The following is a 17,404-nucleotide window of genomic DNA, read 5'->3' on the forward strand; positions in this document are numbered from 1 at the left end:
GGGGGGTCGAGTTGGTGGTCCATCGCTTCCTGCGATGCCTCAACTCTCGTCTCCCAGGGGCCTCCGCGACATCGGGAGAGTGCCCCATCCCCACGGACGCGGGACCTTAGACGTGCGGCGGGCGGCCATGCGCGCGAACGGGGCCTAAGGCAGCGGGCTTAGTGGGCCGCTGCCGCCCGGTGGATGCCATGAGGGGCGCACCGGTGGAAGAGTGGGCCGCACCCAGCGACCCCAAGGAGCAGAGATGACCCAGCCGTCCCCGCACCTGCCCTACGGCACCCCCGACGCCCCCCGGATCGCGGTCCGGGGCGAGGCCGAGCTCGATGTCGACCCGGAGATCGCCGGGCTCTCGGTGACGGTCACCGCGCGCGGCACCGACCGGCGTACCGCCCTGGAGGACCTCACCCGCCGCAACGCGGCCGTTCTGGACCTCGTGAAGTCGTACGGGGATGCGGTGGAGAAACTGGAGACGGGCTCGTTCTCGGTCGGCCCCGAACTGGGCAGGCACGGCCGGGGCGAGCGCGTGCGCGCCTACCGCGGGCAGGTGCGGGTGACGGTGGAGCTCGGTGACTTCACGGTGCTCGGCGAGCTGGCCGCGCGCCTCGCCGACCTGGAGCTGACGCAGGTCTCGGGCCCCTGGTGGGCCCTGCGCCCGGCCTCACCGGCGTACGGAAGGGCCCGCCGCCGGGCCGTCGAGCAGGCGGTGGAACGCGCCCGCGAGTACGCGGCGGCGCTCGGAACCGAGCTGGTGGCGCTGCTCGAACTGGCCGACGAGGACGCCGGGGAGGCGCGGCCGTACGGGATGGCGGCGCCGGGAATGATGCGCGGGGCGGGGTACGGCGGCGGCGCCCCGGAGAGCGTCCCCGAGCTCGATCTGGCGCCTCAGCGCCAGACCGTGACCGCCACCGTGCTGGCCCGCTTCACGATGGCGCCCCCGGCGCTCTGAGCCCCGGGAGGCGCTGCGGGCCTTCTGGCCCCGGGCCCGGGCCCCCGGTACCCGTGGGCTCAGGTCGCGGCGCGCGCCCGCCACTCGGGGGCCAGCAGCGACCACACCTCGGTGTCCTGGCGCTCGCCCCGGTAGGGGTAGTTCTCCCGCAGCACCCCGTCCCGTGTCATCCCCAGCCGCTTGGCCACGTTGATGCTGGCGGTGTTGCCGGAGGCGGCGAGCCACTCCACGCGGTGGATCCCGCGCTCGTGGACGGCCCAGTCGATCAGCACCCGGACCGCACGGGTGACGAGTCCGCGCCCGACCGCCGCCTCCTCCAGCCAGCAGCCGGCCTCGGCGGTGCCGAGCCGGGCGTCGAACGTGCGGAACAGGACACCCCCGACCAGCGTCCCGTCGGACCAGATGCCGTAGAGGCGTCCGGTGTCGGCCGCCGCCTTGTCCGCGTACGACTGGAGGAAGGCCCGCGCCCCTTCGAGGTCCTTGCTGACCTCGGCGAGCATGATGAACCGCCCGATGAAGTCACGCCCCCGGTCGATGTGCGCGAGGTACTCCTCGGCGTGGTACGGCTCCAGGGGCCGCAGCTCGGCGCCGTCGTCCCCCAGCGATATCGCGAACATCGCGCTCCTTCACGTCTGTTGCGTCGCGCCTGTGCCCGCTACGGGTGGCCGACGGGTTCCTCGGCCCGCTCGGGCGCGCGCCGCGGCAGAATCGTCGCACGGCGGCACTCGGGCGGTTCGATGCTGATCCGGGGAAGCCGCCGGTCCAGCCAGCCGGGCAGCCACCAGTTGGCGCCGCCGAGCAGATGCATCAGGGCGGGCACCAGCAGGGTGCGCAGGACGAACGCGTCGAGGGCGACGGCTGAGGCGAGGGCGATGCCGAACATGGCGATCACCCGCTCGCCGCTCAGCACGAAGGCCAGGAAGACCGAAATCATGATCACGGCGGCCGAGTTGATCACGCGGCTGGTCTCGGCGAGGCCCACCCGGACTGCCCGCCGGTTGTCGCCGGTCTCCCGCCACTCCTCGTACATCCGGCTGACCAGGAACACCTGGTAGTCCATGGAGAGCCCGAAGAGGACCGAGACCATGATCACGGGCAGGAAGGGCTCGATGGGACCGGCCCGGCCCAGGCCCAGCAGCTCGCTGCCCCACCCCCACTGGAAGACGGCGACGACGATCCCGAACGCGGAGGCCACCGCCATCACGTTCATCGCGGCCGCCTTGAGCGGTATGCCCAGGGAGCGGAAGGCCAGGAGCAGCAGGACGCAGCCGAGGGTGATCACCACGCCGACGAAGAGCGGCAGCTTCCCGATGATCACCTGGGCGAAGTCGTCGTAGCTCGCGGTCACCCCGCCCACCCGGACGTCGAGCGAGGTGCCCCGCTCCGCGGCCGGCAGCACCTCCTCGCGCAGCCGGTCGACGAGGGCGCTGGTCTCCCGGGACTGCGGCGACGAGCCCGGCACCACGGTGAGCACGGCGGTGTCCCCGCTCGCGTTGTACGTCACCGGGCCCACCGAGGCGACGCCCTCACCGGCGCGCAACAGGGCGGGCAGCCGGTCCATGGCGAGCCGGTCGTCGGCGCCGTCGAGTTTCGCGGCGAGGGTGAGCGGCCCGTTGACGCCGGGGCCGAACCCGTCGGCGAGCAGGTCGTAGGCGGTGCGGGTGGTCGACTTCGCGGGGTTGTTGCCCTGGTCGGAGGTGCCCAGCTGGAGGGAGAGCGTGGGCAGGGCGAGCAGCAGCATCACCGAGGCGGCGAGGGCGCCGAGCAGCTTGGGACGGCGCTCGACGAACGCGGACCAGCGGGCGGCGAAGCCGGTGGGCGGCTGCGGCTGGGGCCCGTGTTCGGCGAGCCGGCGGCGCTCGCGGCGGCTGAGCGCCCGCGTGCCGATCAGGGAGAGCAGGGCGGGCAGCAGGGTCACGGAAGCGGCGACGGTGAGCACGACGGTCAGCGAGGCGGCGACGGCGACCCCGTTGAGGAAGCCCAGGCGCAGGACGAACATGCCCAGCAGCGCGACGCAGACGGTCGCCCCCGCGAACACCACCGCCCGCCCGGTGGTCGCCACCGCCCGGGTCGCGGCCTCGTCGGCGCCGAGCCCCTGGCGCAGGCCCCCGCGGTGGCGGGTGACGATGAACAGGGCGTAGTCGATGCCGACGCCGAGGCCGATGAGCAGACCGAGCATGGGGGCGAAGTCGGCGACGGCCATGGCGTGCCCGAGCAGCCCGATGCCCGCGTAGGCGGTCCCGACGGAGACCGCGGCGGTGACGAGGGGCAGGGCGCTGGCGGCGAGCGAGCCGAAGGCGAGGAAGAGGACCACGGCCGCGACGCCCACGCCGACGAGTTCGCTCAGGTGCGCGGAGCCGGTCTCGGTGAGCGCGGCGGCGCTGCCGCCGACCGCGACCCGCAGGTGGTCGTCCGAGGCGGCCCTGACCGTGTCGACGACGGCCCTCGCCTGGGCCTCGGGGAGTCTCTCGGCGGCGCGGTCGAAGGTGAGAAGGGCGTACGCGGTGTGCCCGTCGGCGCTGATCCGCGCGCCGCCGTCGCGTCCGTACGGACCGGTCACGGAGGCCACGCCGGGGAGTTCGGCGACCGCGCCGAGGGCCCGGGACATGCGCTGCTGGACGTCGGGGGCGCGCACCGAGCCGGTGGCGGTGTGCCAGACGACGGTGTCGGTGTCGCCGCCGCGGCCGCCGTGGAACCCGGCGTCGAGCAGGGCGGTGGCGCGCCCGGACTCGGTGCCGGGGACTTCGTAGTCGTTGGAGTACGCGGTGCCGGCGACGGCCGTGGCGGCGGTGGCGCCGCCGAGGGCGAGGAGCCAGAGCAGGAGGGTGACGGAGCGGTGGCGGACACACCACCGGGCTATGGCTGCCAACGCGAGTGCTCCCTGGATGCTTCGTGGATCTGTGCCCGGGAAGCCGGTACGGCTACCTGTGCGCGGGTGTCACTCTGGCAGCGAATAGTGATCGTTTGCCCGTTTCGTGGGCTTACTCACAGGGATAGGAGGGATTACGCGTACGCACGCGCGGGCAGCGACGGCGCCCGGCCGGTGGCTCGGCGGCGCCTACTTGCGGCGGGTGCAGGTGACGAGCAGGTCGTCCGCCCCGTCGCCCCTGAAGGCGAGGGTCAGGACGCCCTTGCTGTACCCGGCCTCGACGGCGGTGCCGATGCTGGACCAGCCGCCGGAGAGCGTGAAGAGCTCGGAGAACGACCGGGAGACCTTCTCCGGCATGCTCGTCAGGGTGAACGCCTCCTGCTCCTCGGACTCCGCGTCCCCGGTGGGCGCGTCGGTGCTCACCGAGAGCACGGCGCCGTCGAGCATCCACTGGCCGGACATTCCACCCCATTGAGTGACAGACCAGTGCCCCTCGGGATTGACCGTGAGGACGCCCTGGTGGCTCCGGTTCGAGCGGTAGGCCCACTCGCCCTTCACGAACGCCTTCAGCGCCTGCTTGCGGGGCCCCTCCGCCGCCCCGGCGCCGGTGCACGCCGCCACCGCGCTGGCCGCCGTGCCCAGCGCCAGATACCTCAGCGCCGTACGCCGTCCCAGCACTCTTACCGCTTCTCGCCCGTCCACGCTCGGCACCCTATAGACGTTCCGGAGCGAGGTCACCCGGCGGGAGGGTTTGATTCCGCGTCGCCGCGGAACATGCCCCGGCCCCCGTATCGACGTGGATACGGGGGCCGGGCCGGTCACGTCCAACGGACGCGGGAGGCGGGAGGCGGGGCTCAGCCCTCGACGCCCAGCTTCTCCAGGATGAGTTCCTTGACGCGGGCCGCGTCCGCCTGGCCGCGCGTGGTCTTCATGACCGCGCCGACCAGCGCGCCGACGGCCTGCACCTTGCCGCCGCGGATCTTGTCCGCGATGGCCGCGTTGCCCGCGATGGCCTCGTCCACGGCCGCGCCGAGCGCGCCCTCGTCCGAGACGACCTTCAGACCGCGCTTCTCGACGACCGTGTCCGGGTCGCCCTCGCCCGCGAGGACGCCCTCGATGACCTGGCGCGCCAGCTTGTCGTTGAGGTCGCCGGAGGCCACAAGCGCCGCCACCCGGGCCACCTGGGCCGGGGTCACGGGCAGCTCGTCCAGGGCGACGCCCTGCTCGTTGGCGTTGCGGGCCAGTTCGCCCATCCACCACTTGCGGGCCGCCGCGGCGTCCGCGCCCGCCTCGATCGTGGCGACGATCGCCTCGACCGCGCCCGCGTTGAGGATGGACTGCATGTCGTGCTCGGAGACACCCCACTCCTCGCGCAGCCGGTTGCGGCGCACGCGCGGCAGCTCGGGCAGCCCCTTGCGCAGCTCCTCGACCCACTCACGGGCCGGGGCGACGGGCACCAGGTCCGGCTCCGGGAAGTACCGGTAGTCCTCGGCGTTGTCCTTGATGCGGCCCGAGGTGGTGGAGCCGTCGTCCTCGTGGAAGTGACGGGTCTCCTGCACGATGGTGCCGCCGGAGGACAGCACCGCGGCGTGGCGCTGGATCTCGAAGCGGGCCGCGCGCTCCACGGAGCGCAGCGAGTTGACGTTCTTGGTCTCCGAGCGCGTACCGAACTTCTCGACGCCGTGCGGGCGCAGCGACAGGTTCACGTCGCAGCGCATCTGGCCCTTGTCCATCCGGGCCTCGGAGACGCCGAGCGCCCTGATGAGCTCGCGCAGCTCGGCGACGTACGCCTTGGCGACCTCGGGGGCCCGCTCGCCCGCGCCCTCGATCGGCTTGGTGACGATCTCGATGAGCGGGATGCCGGCCCGGTTGTAGTCGAGCAGCGAGTGCGAGGCGCCGTGGATGCGGCCGGTGGCACCGCCGACGTGGGTCGACTTGCCGGTGTCCTCCTCCATGTGGGCGCGCTCGATCTCCACGCGGAAGATCTCGCCGTCCTCCAGCTGGACGTCCAGATAGCCGTTGTAGGCGATCGGCTCGTCGTACTGCGAGGTCTGGAAGTTCTTCGGCATGTCCGGATAGAAGTAGTTCTTCCGGGCGAAGCGGCACCACTCGGCGATCTCGCAGTTGAGCGCGAGGCCGATCTTGACGGCCGACTCGACGCCGATCGCGTTGACGACCGGGAGCGAACCGGGAAGGCCCAGGCAGGTGGGGCAGGTCTGCGAGTTGGGCTCGGCGCCCAGCTCGGTAGAACAGCCGCAGAACATCTTGGTCTTCGTACCGAGCTCGACATGGACCTCAAGGCCCATGACGGGGTCGTACGACGCGAGGGCGTCCTCGTACGAGACCAGATCAGTGACGGTCACGGTGAAACAATCCCTCTCAGCCCAGCAGGACGTCGTCGTCACCCATGCGCTTGAGCTCGCGCAGCAGGATGGCGACGCCGGTGGCGATGGCGGCGGCGGAGACGACGGCGTCGAGCAGCTGGAGCTTGTCCTGCTCGGTGCGGGCCTTCCTGGCCTGCTTGAGCACGCTGATCGCGCCGAAGGCGGTGGTGCCGATGGACAGGTACGTACCGGCCTTGGACTTCTTGAATCCCTTGGCCTTGGTCAGTGCACTCACAGCGACGGAGCCTCCTCGAGCAGCGGGTGGCCCCACTTTTCCACGAAGGCGGCCTCGACGGCGGCACCCACCTTGTACAGGCGGTCGTCCTTCAGGGCGGGGGCGATGATCTGGAGCCCGACCGGCAGGCCGTCCTCCGGCGCGAGGCCGCAGGGCAGCGACATGGCGGCGTTGCCCGCCATGTTGGTCGGGATGGTGCACAGGTCGGCGAGGTACATCGCCATCGGGTCGTCGGCACGCTCGCCGATCGGGAAGGCGGTGGTGGGCGTGGTCGGCGAGACGATCACGTCGACCTGCTCGAAGGCCTTCTCGAAGTCGCGCGTGATGAGCGTGCGGACCTTCTGGGCGCTGCCGTAGTACGCGTCGTAGTAGCCGGAGCTCAGCGCGTACGTACCGAGGATGATGCGGCGCTTGACCTCGTCGCCGAAGCCCGCCTCGCGGGTGAGCGCGGTGACGTCCTCGGCGGACTTCGTGCCGTCGTCGCCGACCCGCAGGCCGTAGCGCATGGCGTCGAAGCGGGCCAGGTTGGAGGAGCACTCGGACGGCGCGATCAGGTAGTACGCCGACAGGGCCAGGTCGAAGGACGGGCAGTCCAGCTCGACGATCTCGGCGCCTAGCGACTTCAGCAGCTCGACCGACTCGTTGAAGCGCTGGACGACGCCGGCCTGGTAGCCCTCGCCGGAGAACTGCTTGACGACGCCCACGCGCATCCCGGCCACCGAGCCGTTGCGGGCGGCCTCGACGACCGGCGGGACCGGCGCGTCGATGGAGGTCGAGTCGAGCGGGTCGTGTCCGGCGATGACCTCGTGCAGCAGCGCCGCGTCCAGGACCGTACGGGCGCAGGGGCCGCCCTGGTCGAGGCTGCTGCTGAACGCCACCATGCCGTAGCGCGAGACCGCGCCGTAGGTCGGCTTGACGCCTACGGTGCCGGTGACGGCGGCGGGCTGGCGGATGGAGCCGCCGGTGTCCGTGCCGATGGCGAGCGGGGCCTCGTAGGAGGCGAGGGCGGCGGAGGAGCCACCGCCGGAACCGCCGGGGATGCGGGTGAGGTCCCAGGGGTTGCCGGTCGGCCCGTACGCGCTGTTCTCCGTCGAGGACCCCATGGCGAACTCGTCCATGTTGGTCTTGCCGAGGATGACGACGTCGGCGGCCTTGAGGCGCTTGGTGAGCGTCGCGTCGTACGGCGGGATCCAGCCTTCGAGGATCTTGGAGCCGACCGTGGTCGGGATGCCCTCGGTGGTGAAGATGTCCTTCAGGGCGAGGGGCACACCGGCCAGCGGGCCGAGCTTCTCGCCCCGCGCGCGCTTGGCGTCGACGGCGCGGGCCTGCGCGAGCGCGCCCTCGCGGTCGACGTGCAGGAAGGCGTGCACCTTCTCGTCGACGGCCTCGATCCGGGCCAGATGAGCCTCGGTGACCTCGACGGCCGTGAGCTCGCCGGACGCGATCTTCTCGGCGATCTCGGCGGCGGTGAGCTTGATGATGTCCGTCATGGTGATTAGTCCTCCCCCAGGATCTGCGGCACCTTGAAACGCTGCTGCTCCTGGGCCGGGGCGCCGGAGAGCGCCTGCGCGGGGGTGAGCGACGGACGGACCTCGTCCGCGCGCATGACATTGGTCAGCGGCAGCGGGTGGGAGGTCGGGGGCACGTCTTGGTCGGCGACCTCGGAGACGCGGGCGACCGCGCCGATGATGTCGTCGAGCTGTCCGGCGAAGTGGTCGAGCTCTTCGCCCTTCAGCTCCAGACGCGCCAGCCGGGCGAGGTGGGCGACCTCCTCGCGCGTAATGCCAGGCATGCAGCGATCCTCAGGGGTGAGTGTGGGTGGTGTGGGGCCGGGGCCGGTGGTCCCGCGCCCGCCGTCCGCCCGGGGGCGGGCCGCGCGGCGTCCGGTACGTGCGATCGCAGGGCGCCGGAGCGTCCTCGTGACAAGGCCACGTGGACGGTTCGGCGACGCGGCGAGCGTGCGTGCCGGGCGCCGCGCGACAGACGGGCACGGGACCACCGGTCCCAATCCTATGGGGCCGGTACGCCACTCGACTAAACGGTTTGTACGGGGGCCGCTGATCGGGGGCGGACGGGGCCCGATCCCGGCGCCCGGCCGGGTCGGCGTCCCGGTCCCGGGCTGCGGGAGGCAGGGGGCCTCACCGGTCCCCGGCTGCGGGAGACCGGGGTCCCCACCGGCCCGGGGCGCGGGAAGCCCGGGGTCCGTACGCGTCCCGGGCGGGGGCCGGGGCTCGTCGCCGGGCGGCTCCCGAGCGCTCCGGCCCACCGGGAGGGGCCTGCCGGAACCGCCGTGTGCCGTACCTCCGTCGCGAGGTCACGGTGCCACCGGGCGCGGGCGGACTCCCGCCCCGGTCACTGGACCGGAGTTCCGGACGGCTCCTCGGCCGCGGCGGCGATCCTGGCCGCCGCCTCCAGGTCGGCGGGGCGCTGCCAGCCGTTGGAGCCGCGGGCGAGCAGCCAGGCGGTGGCCTCGGCGGGCGGCATCGCGGCCGCGACCAGCCAGCCCTGGACGGCGTCGCACCCGAGGTCGCGCAGCCGCTCCCAGGTCTCGTCGTCCTCCACGCCCTCGGCGACGACGAGCAGGCCGAGGGAGTGGGCCAGGTCGAGGGTGCAGCGGACGATCTCGGCGTCCTCGTTGTCGACGGCGAGCCGGGCCACGAAGGAGCGGTCGATCTTGAGCTCGCTGACGGGCAGCCGGCGCAGGTGCACCAGGGACGAGTACCCGGTGCCGAAGTCGTCCAGGGACATCTTCACCCCGTGCCCGGTCAGCCCCGCCAGGGTGTCGGCGGCGCGCTGGGGGTCCTCCAGCAGGACGTGCTCGGTTATCTCCAGCTGGAGGGCGCCCGCCGGGACGCCGTGCCTGGCCAGCCGGGCCGCGACCGCTCCGGCGAAGCCGGGGGTGTGGACGTCGCGCGGTGAGACGTTGACGGCGACCGGGACCGTGAGCCCCTGCGCCCGCCAGCGGGCGACCTGGGCGAGCGCCGTCTCCAGGACGTACTCGGTCAGATGGGGCATCAGCCCCGAGGACTCCGCGATGGCGATGAACTCGTCGGGAGGGACCCGGCCGCGCTCGGGGTGCACCCAGCGCACCAGGGCCTCCAGCCCGGCCACCTGGCCGTCGAAGCGGACCTTGGGCTGGTAGTGGAGCTCCACGTCGCCCGCGTCCAGCGCCCGCCGCAGATCGCCCAGCAGGCCGAGCCGGTCAGGGGTGTTGGAGTCCCGCTTGGACTCGTACACCTCCACGCCCGTGCGGTCCCGCTTGGCCTGGTACATCGCCACGTCCGCCCGGCGCAGCAGCCCCTCCGCGTCCAGCGCGTGGTCGGGGTAGACCGCGACGCCCGCGCTGGCCTCCAGGACCAGGGTGAGCCCGTCGAGGTCGAGGGGCGAGGAGAGCTCGGCGACCAGGCCGCGGGCTATGCGCATGGTGCTGGTGGCGGAGTCGGCCACGGGCAGCAGCACCGCGAACTCGTCGCCGCCGAGCCGGGCCGCCTCGGCGCCGCGCGGCAGGGCGAGCCGCAGCCGCTCCGCTATCTGCAGGAGCAGCCGGTCACCGGCGAGGTGTCCGAGGGTGTCGTTGACCGAGCGGAAGCGGTCCATGTCGATCAGGACGAGGGCGGCCCGGTTGCCGGGGCCCTCGGCCTCCTCCAGGGCGGCCCAGGTGCGCTCCAGGAGCCAGAGGCGGTTGGGCAGACCGGTGAGCGGGTCGCGCAGCTGCTCCTCCGCGCGGGCGCGGGCGATCCACAGGGTGGAGTCGAGGGCGATCAGCGGCACCGCGAACAGCGGCAGCAGGATCGGCAGGGCCATCGCGACCACGCAGATCAGCGGGGCGATGCCGAGCAGGGCGACGGCGACGAGCCCCTGGCGCAGCAGGGCGGTCCTGGCGACCGTGGGCAGGCCGCCGCCGCGCGGCGCCAGCGCGTACCAGAGGAGTATCCGGGTGACCGCCAGGTATGTCGCGGCGGCCAGGACGACCACGGGGGCCGAGGAGACCGTCCAGTCGGTGGGCCACCAGGGTGAACGGACGCTGGGGTGGTGGCCGAAGAGGGCGAGCACGAGCGCCGCGGCGCCGATGCCGAGGACGTCGACCGCGCCGTGCAGCACACCCTGGCGCCAGCGGTGCCGACGGGCGGCGCCCACCAGCACCACGACCGCCATGGAGACGAGCCCGGCGGGCACCCAGCCGTACAGCAGGAGCACGGCGAGGGTGAGGGCGGCGCCGGAGCCGGTGCCGCCCCACCAGCGGTCGCGCCCGAGCGCGACCAGGTGGCCGACGATGATGCCGGTGAGCACGGCCAGCGCCCAGCCCCGGGTGGAGCCGGGGAAGAGGGCGTCGCCGGTGTCGAGGGCCCGGTAGAACCCCAGGGCCAGGGCGAGGGCGGCGGTCCCCAGGACGCCGGCGGTCAGGCCGGAGGAGAAGCCCGCGAACCCGCGCAGCCGTACGGCCGGGGCGGCGCTCTCGGTCGGTTTCATTCCCGTCCCTCTCACAGCCGGCGGTGCCGATGCCACGCGATGGCCCCGTCGTCATGCCACCACGACACGGGAGAGCTCCCCCGAGCTCCCGTTTCAGCCGTGCACGACTGGCGCTCATCACAACAGTAGGCCGCGGAGGGCTCCGACGGGCAGCGGTCTCCCTCTCTTGCCCGAATGCGAACTGACCACCAAGAGCCGTCTGCTATGAGCCGAACGGGTGATGGCGGGCCGCCCGGGAGGAGCCCTCCACTCCTGTTATGCCCCTTCCTGTGCGCTCGGCACAGCGGCTTCGCGAGCGGCCTCCGGGCCCTGTTCCAGCAGGACAGCGAACCCGTCCTCGTCGAGAACCGGAACCTTCAGCTGCATCGCCTTGTCGTACTTCGAACCAGGGCTGTCACCGACGACGACGAACGACGTCTTCTTGGAAACGGAACCGGTTACCTTCGCCCCACGGCTCTGGAGCGCTTCTTTCGCGCCATCTCTGGTGTGGTGGGCGAGAGTTCCGGTCACGACCACCGTGAGCCCCTCCAGGGGGCGCGGTCCCTCGTCCTCGCCGGAGCGCTCGTCCTCCATACGGACGCCCGCGGCCTTCCACTTGCGCAGGATCTCGCGGTGCCACTCCTCCTCGAACCACTGCTTGAGCGAGGTCGCGATGATCCCGCCGACGCCGTCGACCGCCGCCAGCTCCGCCTCGGTGGCCTGTTCGATGCGCTCGATGGAGCGGAACTCGCGCGCCAGTGCCTCGGCGGCGACGGGGCCGACGTGACGGATCGACAGGCCGGTGAGGAACCGGGCCAGCGGGCGCTCCTTGGCGGCCGCGATGTTCTCCAGCATCGCGACCGCGTTCTTGCGCGGCTCGCCGTTCATGTTGGCGAAGACCAGCGCGGTCTTCTCCTCGCCGGTCTTGGGGTCGCGCTTGGGCAGCCCGCTGTCCTGGTCGCGCACGTACGCCTTGATGGGCAGCAACTGCTCCATCGTCAGGTCGAAGAGGTCGCCCTCGTCGAGCAGCGGCGGCTCGGCCGGCTCCAGGGGCTTGGTGAGGGCCGCGGCGGCGACATAGCCGAAGTTCTCGATGTCGAGGCTCTTGCGACCCGCCAGGTAGAACAGCCGCTCGCGCAACTGGGCGGGGCACGACCGCGCGTTGGGGCAGCGCAGGTCGATGTCGCCCTCCTTCATGGGGCGCAGCGCGGTGCCGCACTCGGGGCACTCGGCGGGCATCACGAACTCCCGCTCGGTGCCGTCCCGCAGATCCGTGACGGGGCCCAGGATCTCCGGGATGACGTCACCGGCCTTGCGCAGCACCACCGTGTCCCCGATGAGGACGCCCTTGGCCTTGACCACCTCCTGGTTGTGCAGGGTGGCGAACTCGACCTCGGAGCCCGCCACCGTCACCGGTTCCACCTGCGCGTACGGCGTGACGCGGCCGGTGCGGCCGACGCCGACGCGGATGTTGAGGAGCTTGGTATTGACCTCCTCCGGTGCGTACTTCCAGGCGATCGCCCAGCGCGGGGCGCGCGCGGTGGAGCCGAGGCGGCCCTGGAGGGGGATCTCGTCGAGCTTGACGACGACGCCGTCGATCTCGTGCTCCACCGAGTGGCGGTTCTCTCCGAAGTACGCGATGAAGTCCCGCACCTCGTCCATCGAGCCGACCACCTTGTTGTGCTGGGCGGTGGGCAGGCCCCACTCGCGCAGCAACCCGTACGCCTGCGAGAGGCGGTCGATGGTGAAGCCCTCGCGCGCGCCGATGCCGTGCACCACCATGTGGAGCGGGCGGGTGGCGGTGACCTTCGGGTCCTTCTGGCGCAGTGAACCGGCCGCCGCGTTGCGCGGGTTGGCGAACGGCTTGTCGCCCGCCTCCACCAGACGCTTGTTCAGCCCCTCGAACGCCTCCATCGGGAAGTAGACCTCGCCCCGGATCTCGACCAGGTCCGGGACGCGGTCGCCCTTGAGGCGGTCGGGGATGTCCGCGATGGTGCGGACGTTGGGGGTGATGTCCTCGCCGGTGCGGCCGTCGCCGCGGGTGGCGGCGCGGGTCAGCCGCCCGTGCTCGTACGTCAGGTTGACCGCGAGGCCGTCGACCTTCAGCTCGCACAGGTAGTGGTAGCGGGCGGTGCCGATGTCCTTGGCGACGCGGTCCGCCCAGGCGGCCAGCTCCTCGTCGTCGAAGGCGTTGTCCAGCGACAGCATCCGCTCGCGGTGCTCCACCGCGGTGAAGTCCGTCTCGTACGCGCCCGCCACCTTCTGGGTCGGGGAGTCCGGGGTGCGCAGCTCCGGATACTCCTCCTCCAGGGCCTCCAGTCCGCGCAGCAGCTTGTCGAACTCGCCGTCGCTGACGACCGGCTGGTCCTTCACGTAGTACCGGAACCGGTGCTCCTCGACCTGCTCGGCGAGGAGCGCGTGCTTCTCCCGTGCGTCCGCGGGCACCACGTCGTTCTGTTCGCCAGCCACTGTCATGTCCTCCCGTTTCCCGTCTTCCCCGTCACTCAGGGTTGTCCGCGAGCGATCTCGCCGCCCGGACGCAGTGGGCGAGCGCCGCGCGGGCATACGCCGGCGACGCGCCCGCGAGCCCGCACGCCGGGGTGATCACGACGGACTCGGCGAGAGTCCCCGGATGCAGCCCCAACCTGCGCCACAACGTCCTGACACCCATGACGCTACCGGCAGGGTCCGACAATGGGCCGTCGGTGCCACCGACCACTCCGGCGAACAGCCGGGTGCCGCTCTCCACCGCCTCGCCGATCACCTCGTCGTCACGCTCGGTGAGCAGGGAGAAATCGAACGAGACGGCGGCCGCGCCGGCCCGGCGCAGTAGGGCGAACGGCACGTCGGGCGCGCAGGAGTGGACGACGACCGGGCCGTCGTGCACCGCCACGACGTCCCGCAGCGCGGACTCGACGACCTGGCGGTCGACGGCCCGGTGGGTGCGGTAGCCGCTGGCGGTCCTGATCTGACCGCGCAGGACGGCGGTGAGCGAGGGCTCGTCGAGCTGGAGCAGGATCCGCGCGCCCGGCACCCGGCGGCGCACGTCCGCCAGGTGCTCGCGCAGGCCCTCCGCGAGCGACCCGGCCAGGTCGCGGCAGGCGCCGGGGTCACCGAGCGCGGCCTCGCCGCCGCGCAGCTCCAGGGCGGCGGCGAGCGTCCACGGCCCGACCGCCTGGACTTTGAGCGGCCCCTGGTACCCCTGGGTGAACTCCTCCAGGGCGTCCAGGTCCTCGCCCAGCCAGGAGCGGGCCCGGCGGGTGTCGCGGCCCGGCCGGTCGCCGAGCCGCCAGCCGCTGGGCTCCACGCGCGCGTACATCTCGACGAGCAGCCCGGCGGTGCGCCCGATCATGTCGGCGCCGGGGCCGCGTGCGGGCAGTTCGGCCAGGAAGGGGAAGTCGCCGGTCGATCCGTCGGCGCCGATGAGGGAGCCGGTGACGGTCTTGGCGGCCTCGCGCGCGTCGCCGCCCGGCAGGGAGCCGACGCCGGTGGCGGAGCCCCAGGGGAAGTCGCTGACGGTGTCGCTCATCGGCCCGGCCGCACCGTCAGGTCGTTGACCTCGGCGTCGCGCGGCAGATCGATCGCCATCAGGATCGTGGTCGCCACCGACTCGGGGTCGATGTACTTCGCCGGGTCGTACTCCCTGCCCTCCTGCGAGTGCACCTTGGCCTGCATGGGGCTGGCGGTGCGCCCCGGATAGACGGAGGTGACGCGCACGCCGCCCGCGTGCTCCTCCTGGCGCAGCGAGTCGGCGAGCGCCTTGAGACCGTGCTTGGAGGCGGCATACGCGCTCCACTCGGCGTGGGCGTTGAGCCCGGCGCCGGAGTTGACGAACAGCACGTGTCCGCGGGCAGCGCGCAGCTGCGGGAGGAAGAGGCGGGTGAGCTCGGCGGGCGAGATCAGGTTCGCGTTGAGCTGCTGGTGCCAGGTCCTGGGGCGGAGATCGCCGACCGGGCCGAGGTCGACGACGCCCGCGATGTGCAGGAGGGAGTCGAGGTGGTCCGGCATCGGCTGCATGCCGAGCGACTTGGAGATGCGGTCCGGGTCGGCGAGGTCGGCGACGAGCGTGCGGGCGCCGGGGAAGAGGCCCGCGAGTTCCTTGGCGCGCCCGGCGTCGCGGGCGAGCAGGACGAGTTCGTCGCCCCGTTCGTGCAGCCGACGCGCCACCGCCGCGCCGATGCCGGAGCCTGCCCCAGTGATCAGGTGTGTAGCCATACCCGCCATGCTCGCACTACTGGACCCCTGCCGACTCCTCCAGGTAGGCGAGGGCCGCGACGCCGTCCTCCGCGAAGAAGACCAGGTCAGTGAGGGGCATCGGCAGGAAGCCCTCGTTCTCCATGCGGCGGAACTGCTCCTTGAGGCCGTCGTAGAACCCCGCGGTGTTCAGCAGCACCACCGGCTTGGTGTGCTTGCCGTGCTTCTTCAGCTCCAGGATCTCGGTGGCCTCGTCGAGGGTCCCGGTGCCGCCGACCATGATCACAACGGCGTCGGCCTTCTCCAGCAACAGCGCCTTGCGCTCGGCGAGGTCCCTGGCGAAGAGCATCTCGTCGGCGTTCTCGCGGGCCGAGACGGCGAGGAAGTCGACGGAGACCCCGACGAGCCGCCCGCCCGCCTCCTGCACCCCGTCCGCGACCACCTTCATCAGCCCGCGGTCCGAGCCGCCCCACACCAGCGTGTGGCCGCCCTTGCCGAGCAGCTCCGCGAAGTCACGGGCGGGGCCGGTGTAGCGGTCGTCGAGGTCGGCGGCGGAGAGGAAGACGCAGATGTTCATGGCTCAACCGTACGCCGGGCAACCTCGGCCACTCGAACGGGTGAACAGTGGCCCGAACGGCGAATCGGGGGAACAAGCGCCGGGCGACGGGCCGTTGACCGGGCATGACGACGACGCACATGACGCACACGATTCTCGCCGAGCCCACCGGCGCCGCGACGCCCCCGCCGGGCCCCCCGCCGCCCTACGACCCGGACCACCTCGTCACGGCCGAGGCCGCCGAGGAGCGCGAGCTGCGCGTCCGCGTGCTGTGGGAGGGGCAGGTGCTCGCCGACAGCACCCGCCCGCTGCTGGTGCGCGAGGACGGTCTGCCCGTCCGCTATTACCTGCCGCCCGAGGACGTCCGCACGGACCTGCTGACCCCGTCGGACACCCGAACCACGTGCCCGTACAAGGGAGTAGCGGCGTACTGGTCGCTGCCGGACGCGCCGGACATAGCCTGGGCGTACCACGAGCCGCTGGCGGCGGTGGCGCTGATCAAGGACCATCTGTGCTTCGTCGGCACGGCGACCGACGCCGCCCAGGAGGGCCCGGCCTAGCCCGGCGGAGGACTCGGCCCAGCCCGGCGGTGGACTGGGTCTCACTTGGTCCGGGCCGGGCCGTGCCGGACCACCCGGCTCCGCTCAGGCCAGTGCCTCGGCGCGGCGCGTGGTCGTGGCGATCGTCGCCGAGCCCACCACCCGCGTGCCGTCGTACAGCACGATCGCCTGGCCGGGTGCGACGCCGCGCACCGGCTCGGCGAAGCTCACCACCAGCTCGTCGCCCACCGGCTCCGCCGTCACCGTCGTCTCGCCGCCATGGGCGCGCAACTGCGCGGTGTACGTACCGGGACCGGCCGGGGCCTCACCGCACCAGCGCGGCCTGATCGCGGTCAGCCCGGTGACGTCCAGGGCCTCGACGGGTCCGACGGTGACCGTGTTGTTCACCGGGGAGATGTCCAGGACGTAGCGGGGCTTGCCGTCGGCGGCCGGGTGGCCGATGCGCAGACCCTTGCGCTGGCCGATGGTGAAGCCGAAGGCGCCCTCGTGGGTGCCGACCTTGGTGCCGGACTCGTCGACGATGTCACCCTCGGCCTTGCCCAGCCGCTGGGCGAGGAAGCCCTGGGTGTCGCCGTCGGCGATGAAACAGATGTCGTGGCTGTCGGGCTTCTTCGCGACGGCCAGGCCCCGGCGCTCGGCCTCGGCGCGGATCTCGTCCTTGGTGGTGAGGGTGTCACCGAGCGGGAACATCGCATGGGCGAGCTGCTTCTCGTCCAGGACACCGAGGACGTAGGACTGGTCCTTGGCCATGTCGCTGGCGCGGTGGAGTTCGCGGCTGCCGTCCTCGTTCAGGACGACCGTGGCGTAGTGGCCGGTGCACACGGCGTCGAAGCCCAGGGCGAGGGCCTTGTCGAGCAGCGCGGCGAACTTGATCTTCTCATTGCAGCGCAGACACGGATTGGGGGTGCGGCCCGCCTCGTACTCGGCGACGAAGTCCTCGACCACGTCCTCGCGGAAGCGCTCCGCCAGGTCCCAGACGTAGAAGGGAATGCCGATGACGTCGGCGGCACGACGGGCGTCGCGGGAGTCCTCGATGGTGCAACAGCCGCGCGCGCCGGTCCGGAAGGACTGCGGGTTCGCGGAGAGGGCGAGGTGGACGCCGGTGACGTCGTGGCCCGCCTCGACGGCTCGGGCGGCGGCGACGGCCGAGTCGACGCCACCGGACATGGCGGCGAGCACACGGAGGGGGCGCGGGGGTGTCTTCGTCATAG

Annotated in this window: 15 protein-coding genes; 2 read left to right on the plus strand and 13 right to left on the minus strand. The window is 72.5% G+C overall.

Going from position 1 to position 17,404, the window contains the following annotated elements:
* The first annotated feature begins 244 nt into the window (after positions 1-244).
* Positions 245-946: an SIMPL domain-containing protein gene (locus ACZ4MU_RS04150; protein WP_467870685.1), complete on the plus strand. Its 702-nt coding sequence runs from the start codon at positions 245-247 to the stop codon at positions 944-946.
* Positions 947-1,005: 59 nt separating this feature from the next.
* Here ACZ4MU_RS04150 and ACZ4MU_RS04155 read toward each other — a convergent pair whose 3' ends face one another.
* The 12 genes from ACZ4MU_RS04155 to ACZ4MU_RS04210 form a co-directional block, all read right to left on the minus strand.
* Positions 1,006-1,563 carry a GNAT family N-acetyltransferase gene (locus tag ACZ4MU_RS04155; protein ID WP_467870688.1) on the minus strand — a complete coding sequence of 186 codons (558 nt, stop codon included), beginning with the start codon at positions 1,561-1,563 and terminating at the stop codon, positions 1,006-1,008.
* A gap of 38 nt (positions 1,564-1,601) precedes the next feature.
* The gene (locus ACZ4MU_RS04160; protein ID WP_467870691.1) at positions 1,602-3,815 is read right to left on the minus strand and encodes an MMPL family transporter; all 2,214 of its coding nucleotides are present in this window, start codon (positions 3,813-3,815) and stop codon (positions 1,602-1,604) included.
* Positions 3,816-4,004: 189 nt separating this feature from the next.
* Positions 4,005-4,493, minus strand: coding sequence for a hypothetical protein (locus tag ACZ4MU_RS04165; RefSeq protein WP_467870693.1), 489 nt, complete (start codon positions 4,491-4,493; stop codon positions 4,005-4,007).
* 176 nt (positions 4,494-4,669) lie between these two features.
* The gene (gene gatB / locus ACZ4MU_RS04170; protein WP_467870696.1) at positions 4,670-6,178 is read right to left on the minus strand and encodes an Asp-tRNA(Asn)/Glu-tRNA(Gln) amidotransferase subunit GatB; all 1,509 of its coding nucleotides are present in this window, start codon (positions 6,176-6,178) and stop codon (positions 4,670-4,672) included.
* Positions 6,179-6,194: 16 nt separating this feature from the next.
* Positions 6,195-6,434 carry a hypothetical protein gene (locus ACZ4MU_RS04175; RefSeq protein ID WP_344070060.1) on the minus strand — a complete coding sequence of 80 codons (240 nt, stop codon included), beginning with the start codon at positions 6,432-6,434 and terminating at the stop codon, positions 6,195-6,197.
* Positions 6,431-7,924 carry an Asp-tRNA(Asn)/Glu-tRNA(Gln) amidotransferase subunit GatA gene (gene gatA, locus ACZ4MU_RS04180; protein ID WP_467870699.1) on the minus strand — a complete coding sequence of 498 codons (1,494 nt, stop codon included), beginning with the start codon at positions 7,922-7,924 and terminating at the stop codon, positions 6,431-6,433. Before gatA ends, ACZ4MU_RS04175 begins: the two co-directional genes overlap by 4 nt.
* Before the next feature lie 5 nt (positions 7,925-7,929).
* Positions 7,930-8,226 carry an Asp-tRNA(Asn)/Glu-tRNA(Gln) amidotransferase subunit GatC gene (gene gatC / locus ACZ4MU_RS04185; RefSeq protein ID WP_003966094.1) on the minus strand — a complete coding sequence of 99 codons (297 nt, stop codon included), beginning with the start codon at positions 8,224-8,226 and terminating at the stop codon, positions 7,930-7,932.
* A gap of 560 nt (positions 8,227-8,786) precedes the next feature.
* Positions 8,787-10,904 (minus strand): putative bifunctional diguanylate cyclase/phosphodiesterase, encoded by a 2,118-nt coding sequence (locus ACZ4MU_RS04190; RefSeq protein WP_467870702.1) that lies wholly within the window; start codon positions 10,902-10,904, stop codon positions 8,787-8,789.
* Positions 10,905-11,159: 255 nt separating this feature from the next.
* Positions 11,160-13,358, minus strand: a complete 2,199-nt coding sequence (gene ligA / locus ACZ4MU_RS04195) for an NAD-dependent DNA ligase LigA (protein ID WP_467870704.1) — start codon at positions 13,356-13,358, stop codon at positions 11,160-11,162.
* A gap of 25 nt (positions 13,359-13,383) precedes the next feature.
* A complete protein-coding gene (locus ACZ4MU_RS04200; RefSeq protein ID WP_467870706.1) occupies positions 13,384-14,412 on the minus strand; it encodes a methionine synthase in 1,029 nt (342 codons plus the stop codon).
* Complete coding sequence (locus ACZ4MU_RS04205; protein ID WP_467870709.1) at positions 14,409-15,107, minus strand: SDR family oxidoreductase; 699 nt, start codon at positions 15,105-15,107, stop codon at positions 14,409-14,411. Before ACZ4MU_RS04205 ends, ACZ4MU_RS04200 begins: the two co-directional genes overlap by 4 nt.
* 7 nt (positions 15,108-15,114) lie before the next feature.
* Positions 15,115-15,654 carry an LOG family protein gene (locus tag ACZ4MU_RS04210; protein ID WP_467870712.1) on the minus strand — a complete coding sequence of 180 codons (540 nt, stop codon included), beginning with the start codon at positions 15,652-15,654 and terminating at the stop codon, positions 15,115-15,117.
* A 119-nt stretch (positions 15,655-15,773) separates the two neighbouring features.
* Between ACZ4MU_RS04210 and ACZ4MU_RS04215 the strand changes: the two genes are divergently transcribed.
* Positions 15,774-16,193, plus strand: a complete 420-nt coding sequence (locus ACZ4MU_RS04215; protein WP_467870714.1) for a DUF427 domain-containing protein — start codon at positions 15,774-15,776, stop codon at positions 16,191-16,193.
* 84 nt (positions 16,194-16,277) lie between these two features.
* Here ACZ4MU_RS04215 and mnmA read toward each other — a convergent pair whose 3' ends face one another.
* Positions 16,278-17,402 carry a tRNA 2-thiouridine(34) synthase MnmA gene (gene mnmA, locus ACZ4MU_RS04220; protein ID WP_467870715.1) on the minus strand — a complete coding sequence of 375 codons (1,125 nt, stop codon included), beginning with the start codon at positions 17,400-17,402 and terminating at the stop codon, positions 16,278-16,280.
* Positions 17,403-17,404: the final 2 nt, after the last annotated feature.

It is taken from the genome of Streptomyces sp. NPDC026377 (genome assembly GCF_055567715.1).

Bases quoted from the DNA above. Each gene is read 5' to 3' on its own strand.
- ACZ4MU_RS04215 (WP_467870714.1), top strand. From the start codon at position 15,774: ATGACGCACACGATTCTCGCCGAGCCCACCGGCGCCGCGACGCCCCCG.
- ligA (WP_467870704.1), bottom strand. From the start codon at position 13,358: ATGACAGTGGCTGGCGAACAGAACGACGTGGTGCCCGCGGACGCACGG.
- gatC (WP_003966094.1), bottom strand. From the start codon at position 8,226: ATGCCTGGCATTACGCGCGAGGAGGTCGCCCACCTCGCCCGGCTGGCG.
- ACZ4MU_RS04210 (WP_467870712.1), bottom strand. From the start codon at position 15,654: ATGAACATCTGCGTCTTCCTCTCCGCCGCCGACCTCGACGACCGCTAC.
- mnmA (WP_467870715.1), bottom strand. From the start codon at position 17,402: ATGACGAAGACACCCCCGCGCCCCCTCCGTGTGCTCGCCGCCATGTCC.
- ACZ4MU_RS04190 (WP_467870702.1), bottom strand. From the start codon at position 10,904: ATGAAACCGACCGAGAGCGCCGCCCCGGCCGTACGGCTGCGCGGGTTC.
- gatA (WP_467870699.1), bottom strand. From the start codon at position 7,924: ATGACGGACATCATCAAGCTCACCGCCGCCGAGATCGCCGAGAAGATC.
- ACZ4MU_RS04150 (WP_467870685.1), top strand. From the start codon at position 245: ATGACCCAGCCGTCCCCGCACCTGCCCTACGGCACCCCCGACGCCCCC.
- ACZ4MU_RS04200 (WP_467870706.1), bottom strand. From the start codon at position 14,412: ATGAGCGACACCGTCAGCGACTTCCCCTGGGGCTCCGCCACCGGCGTC.
- ACZ4MU_RS04205 (WP_467870709.1), bottom strand. From the start codon at position 15,107: ATGGCGGGTATGGCTACACACCTGATCACTGGGGCAGGCTCCGGCATC.
- ACZ4MU_RS04155 (WP_467870688.1), bottom strand. From the start codon at position 1,563: ATGTTCGCGATATCGCTGGGGGACGACGGCGCCGAGCTGCGGCCCCTG.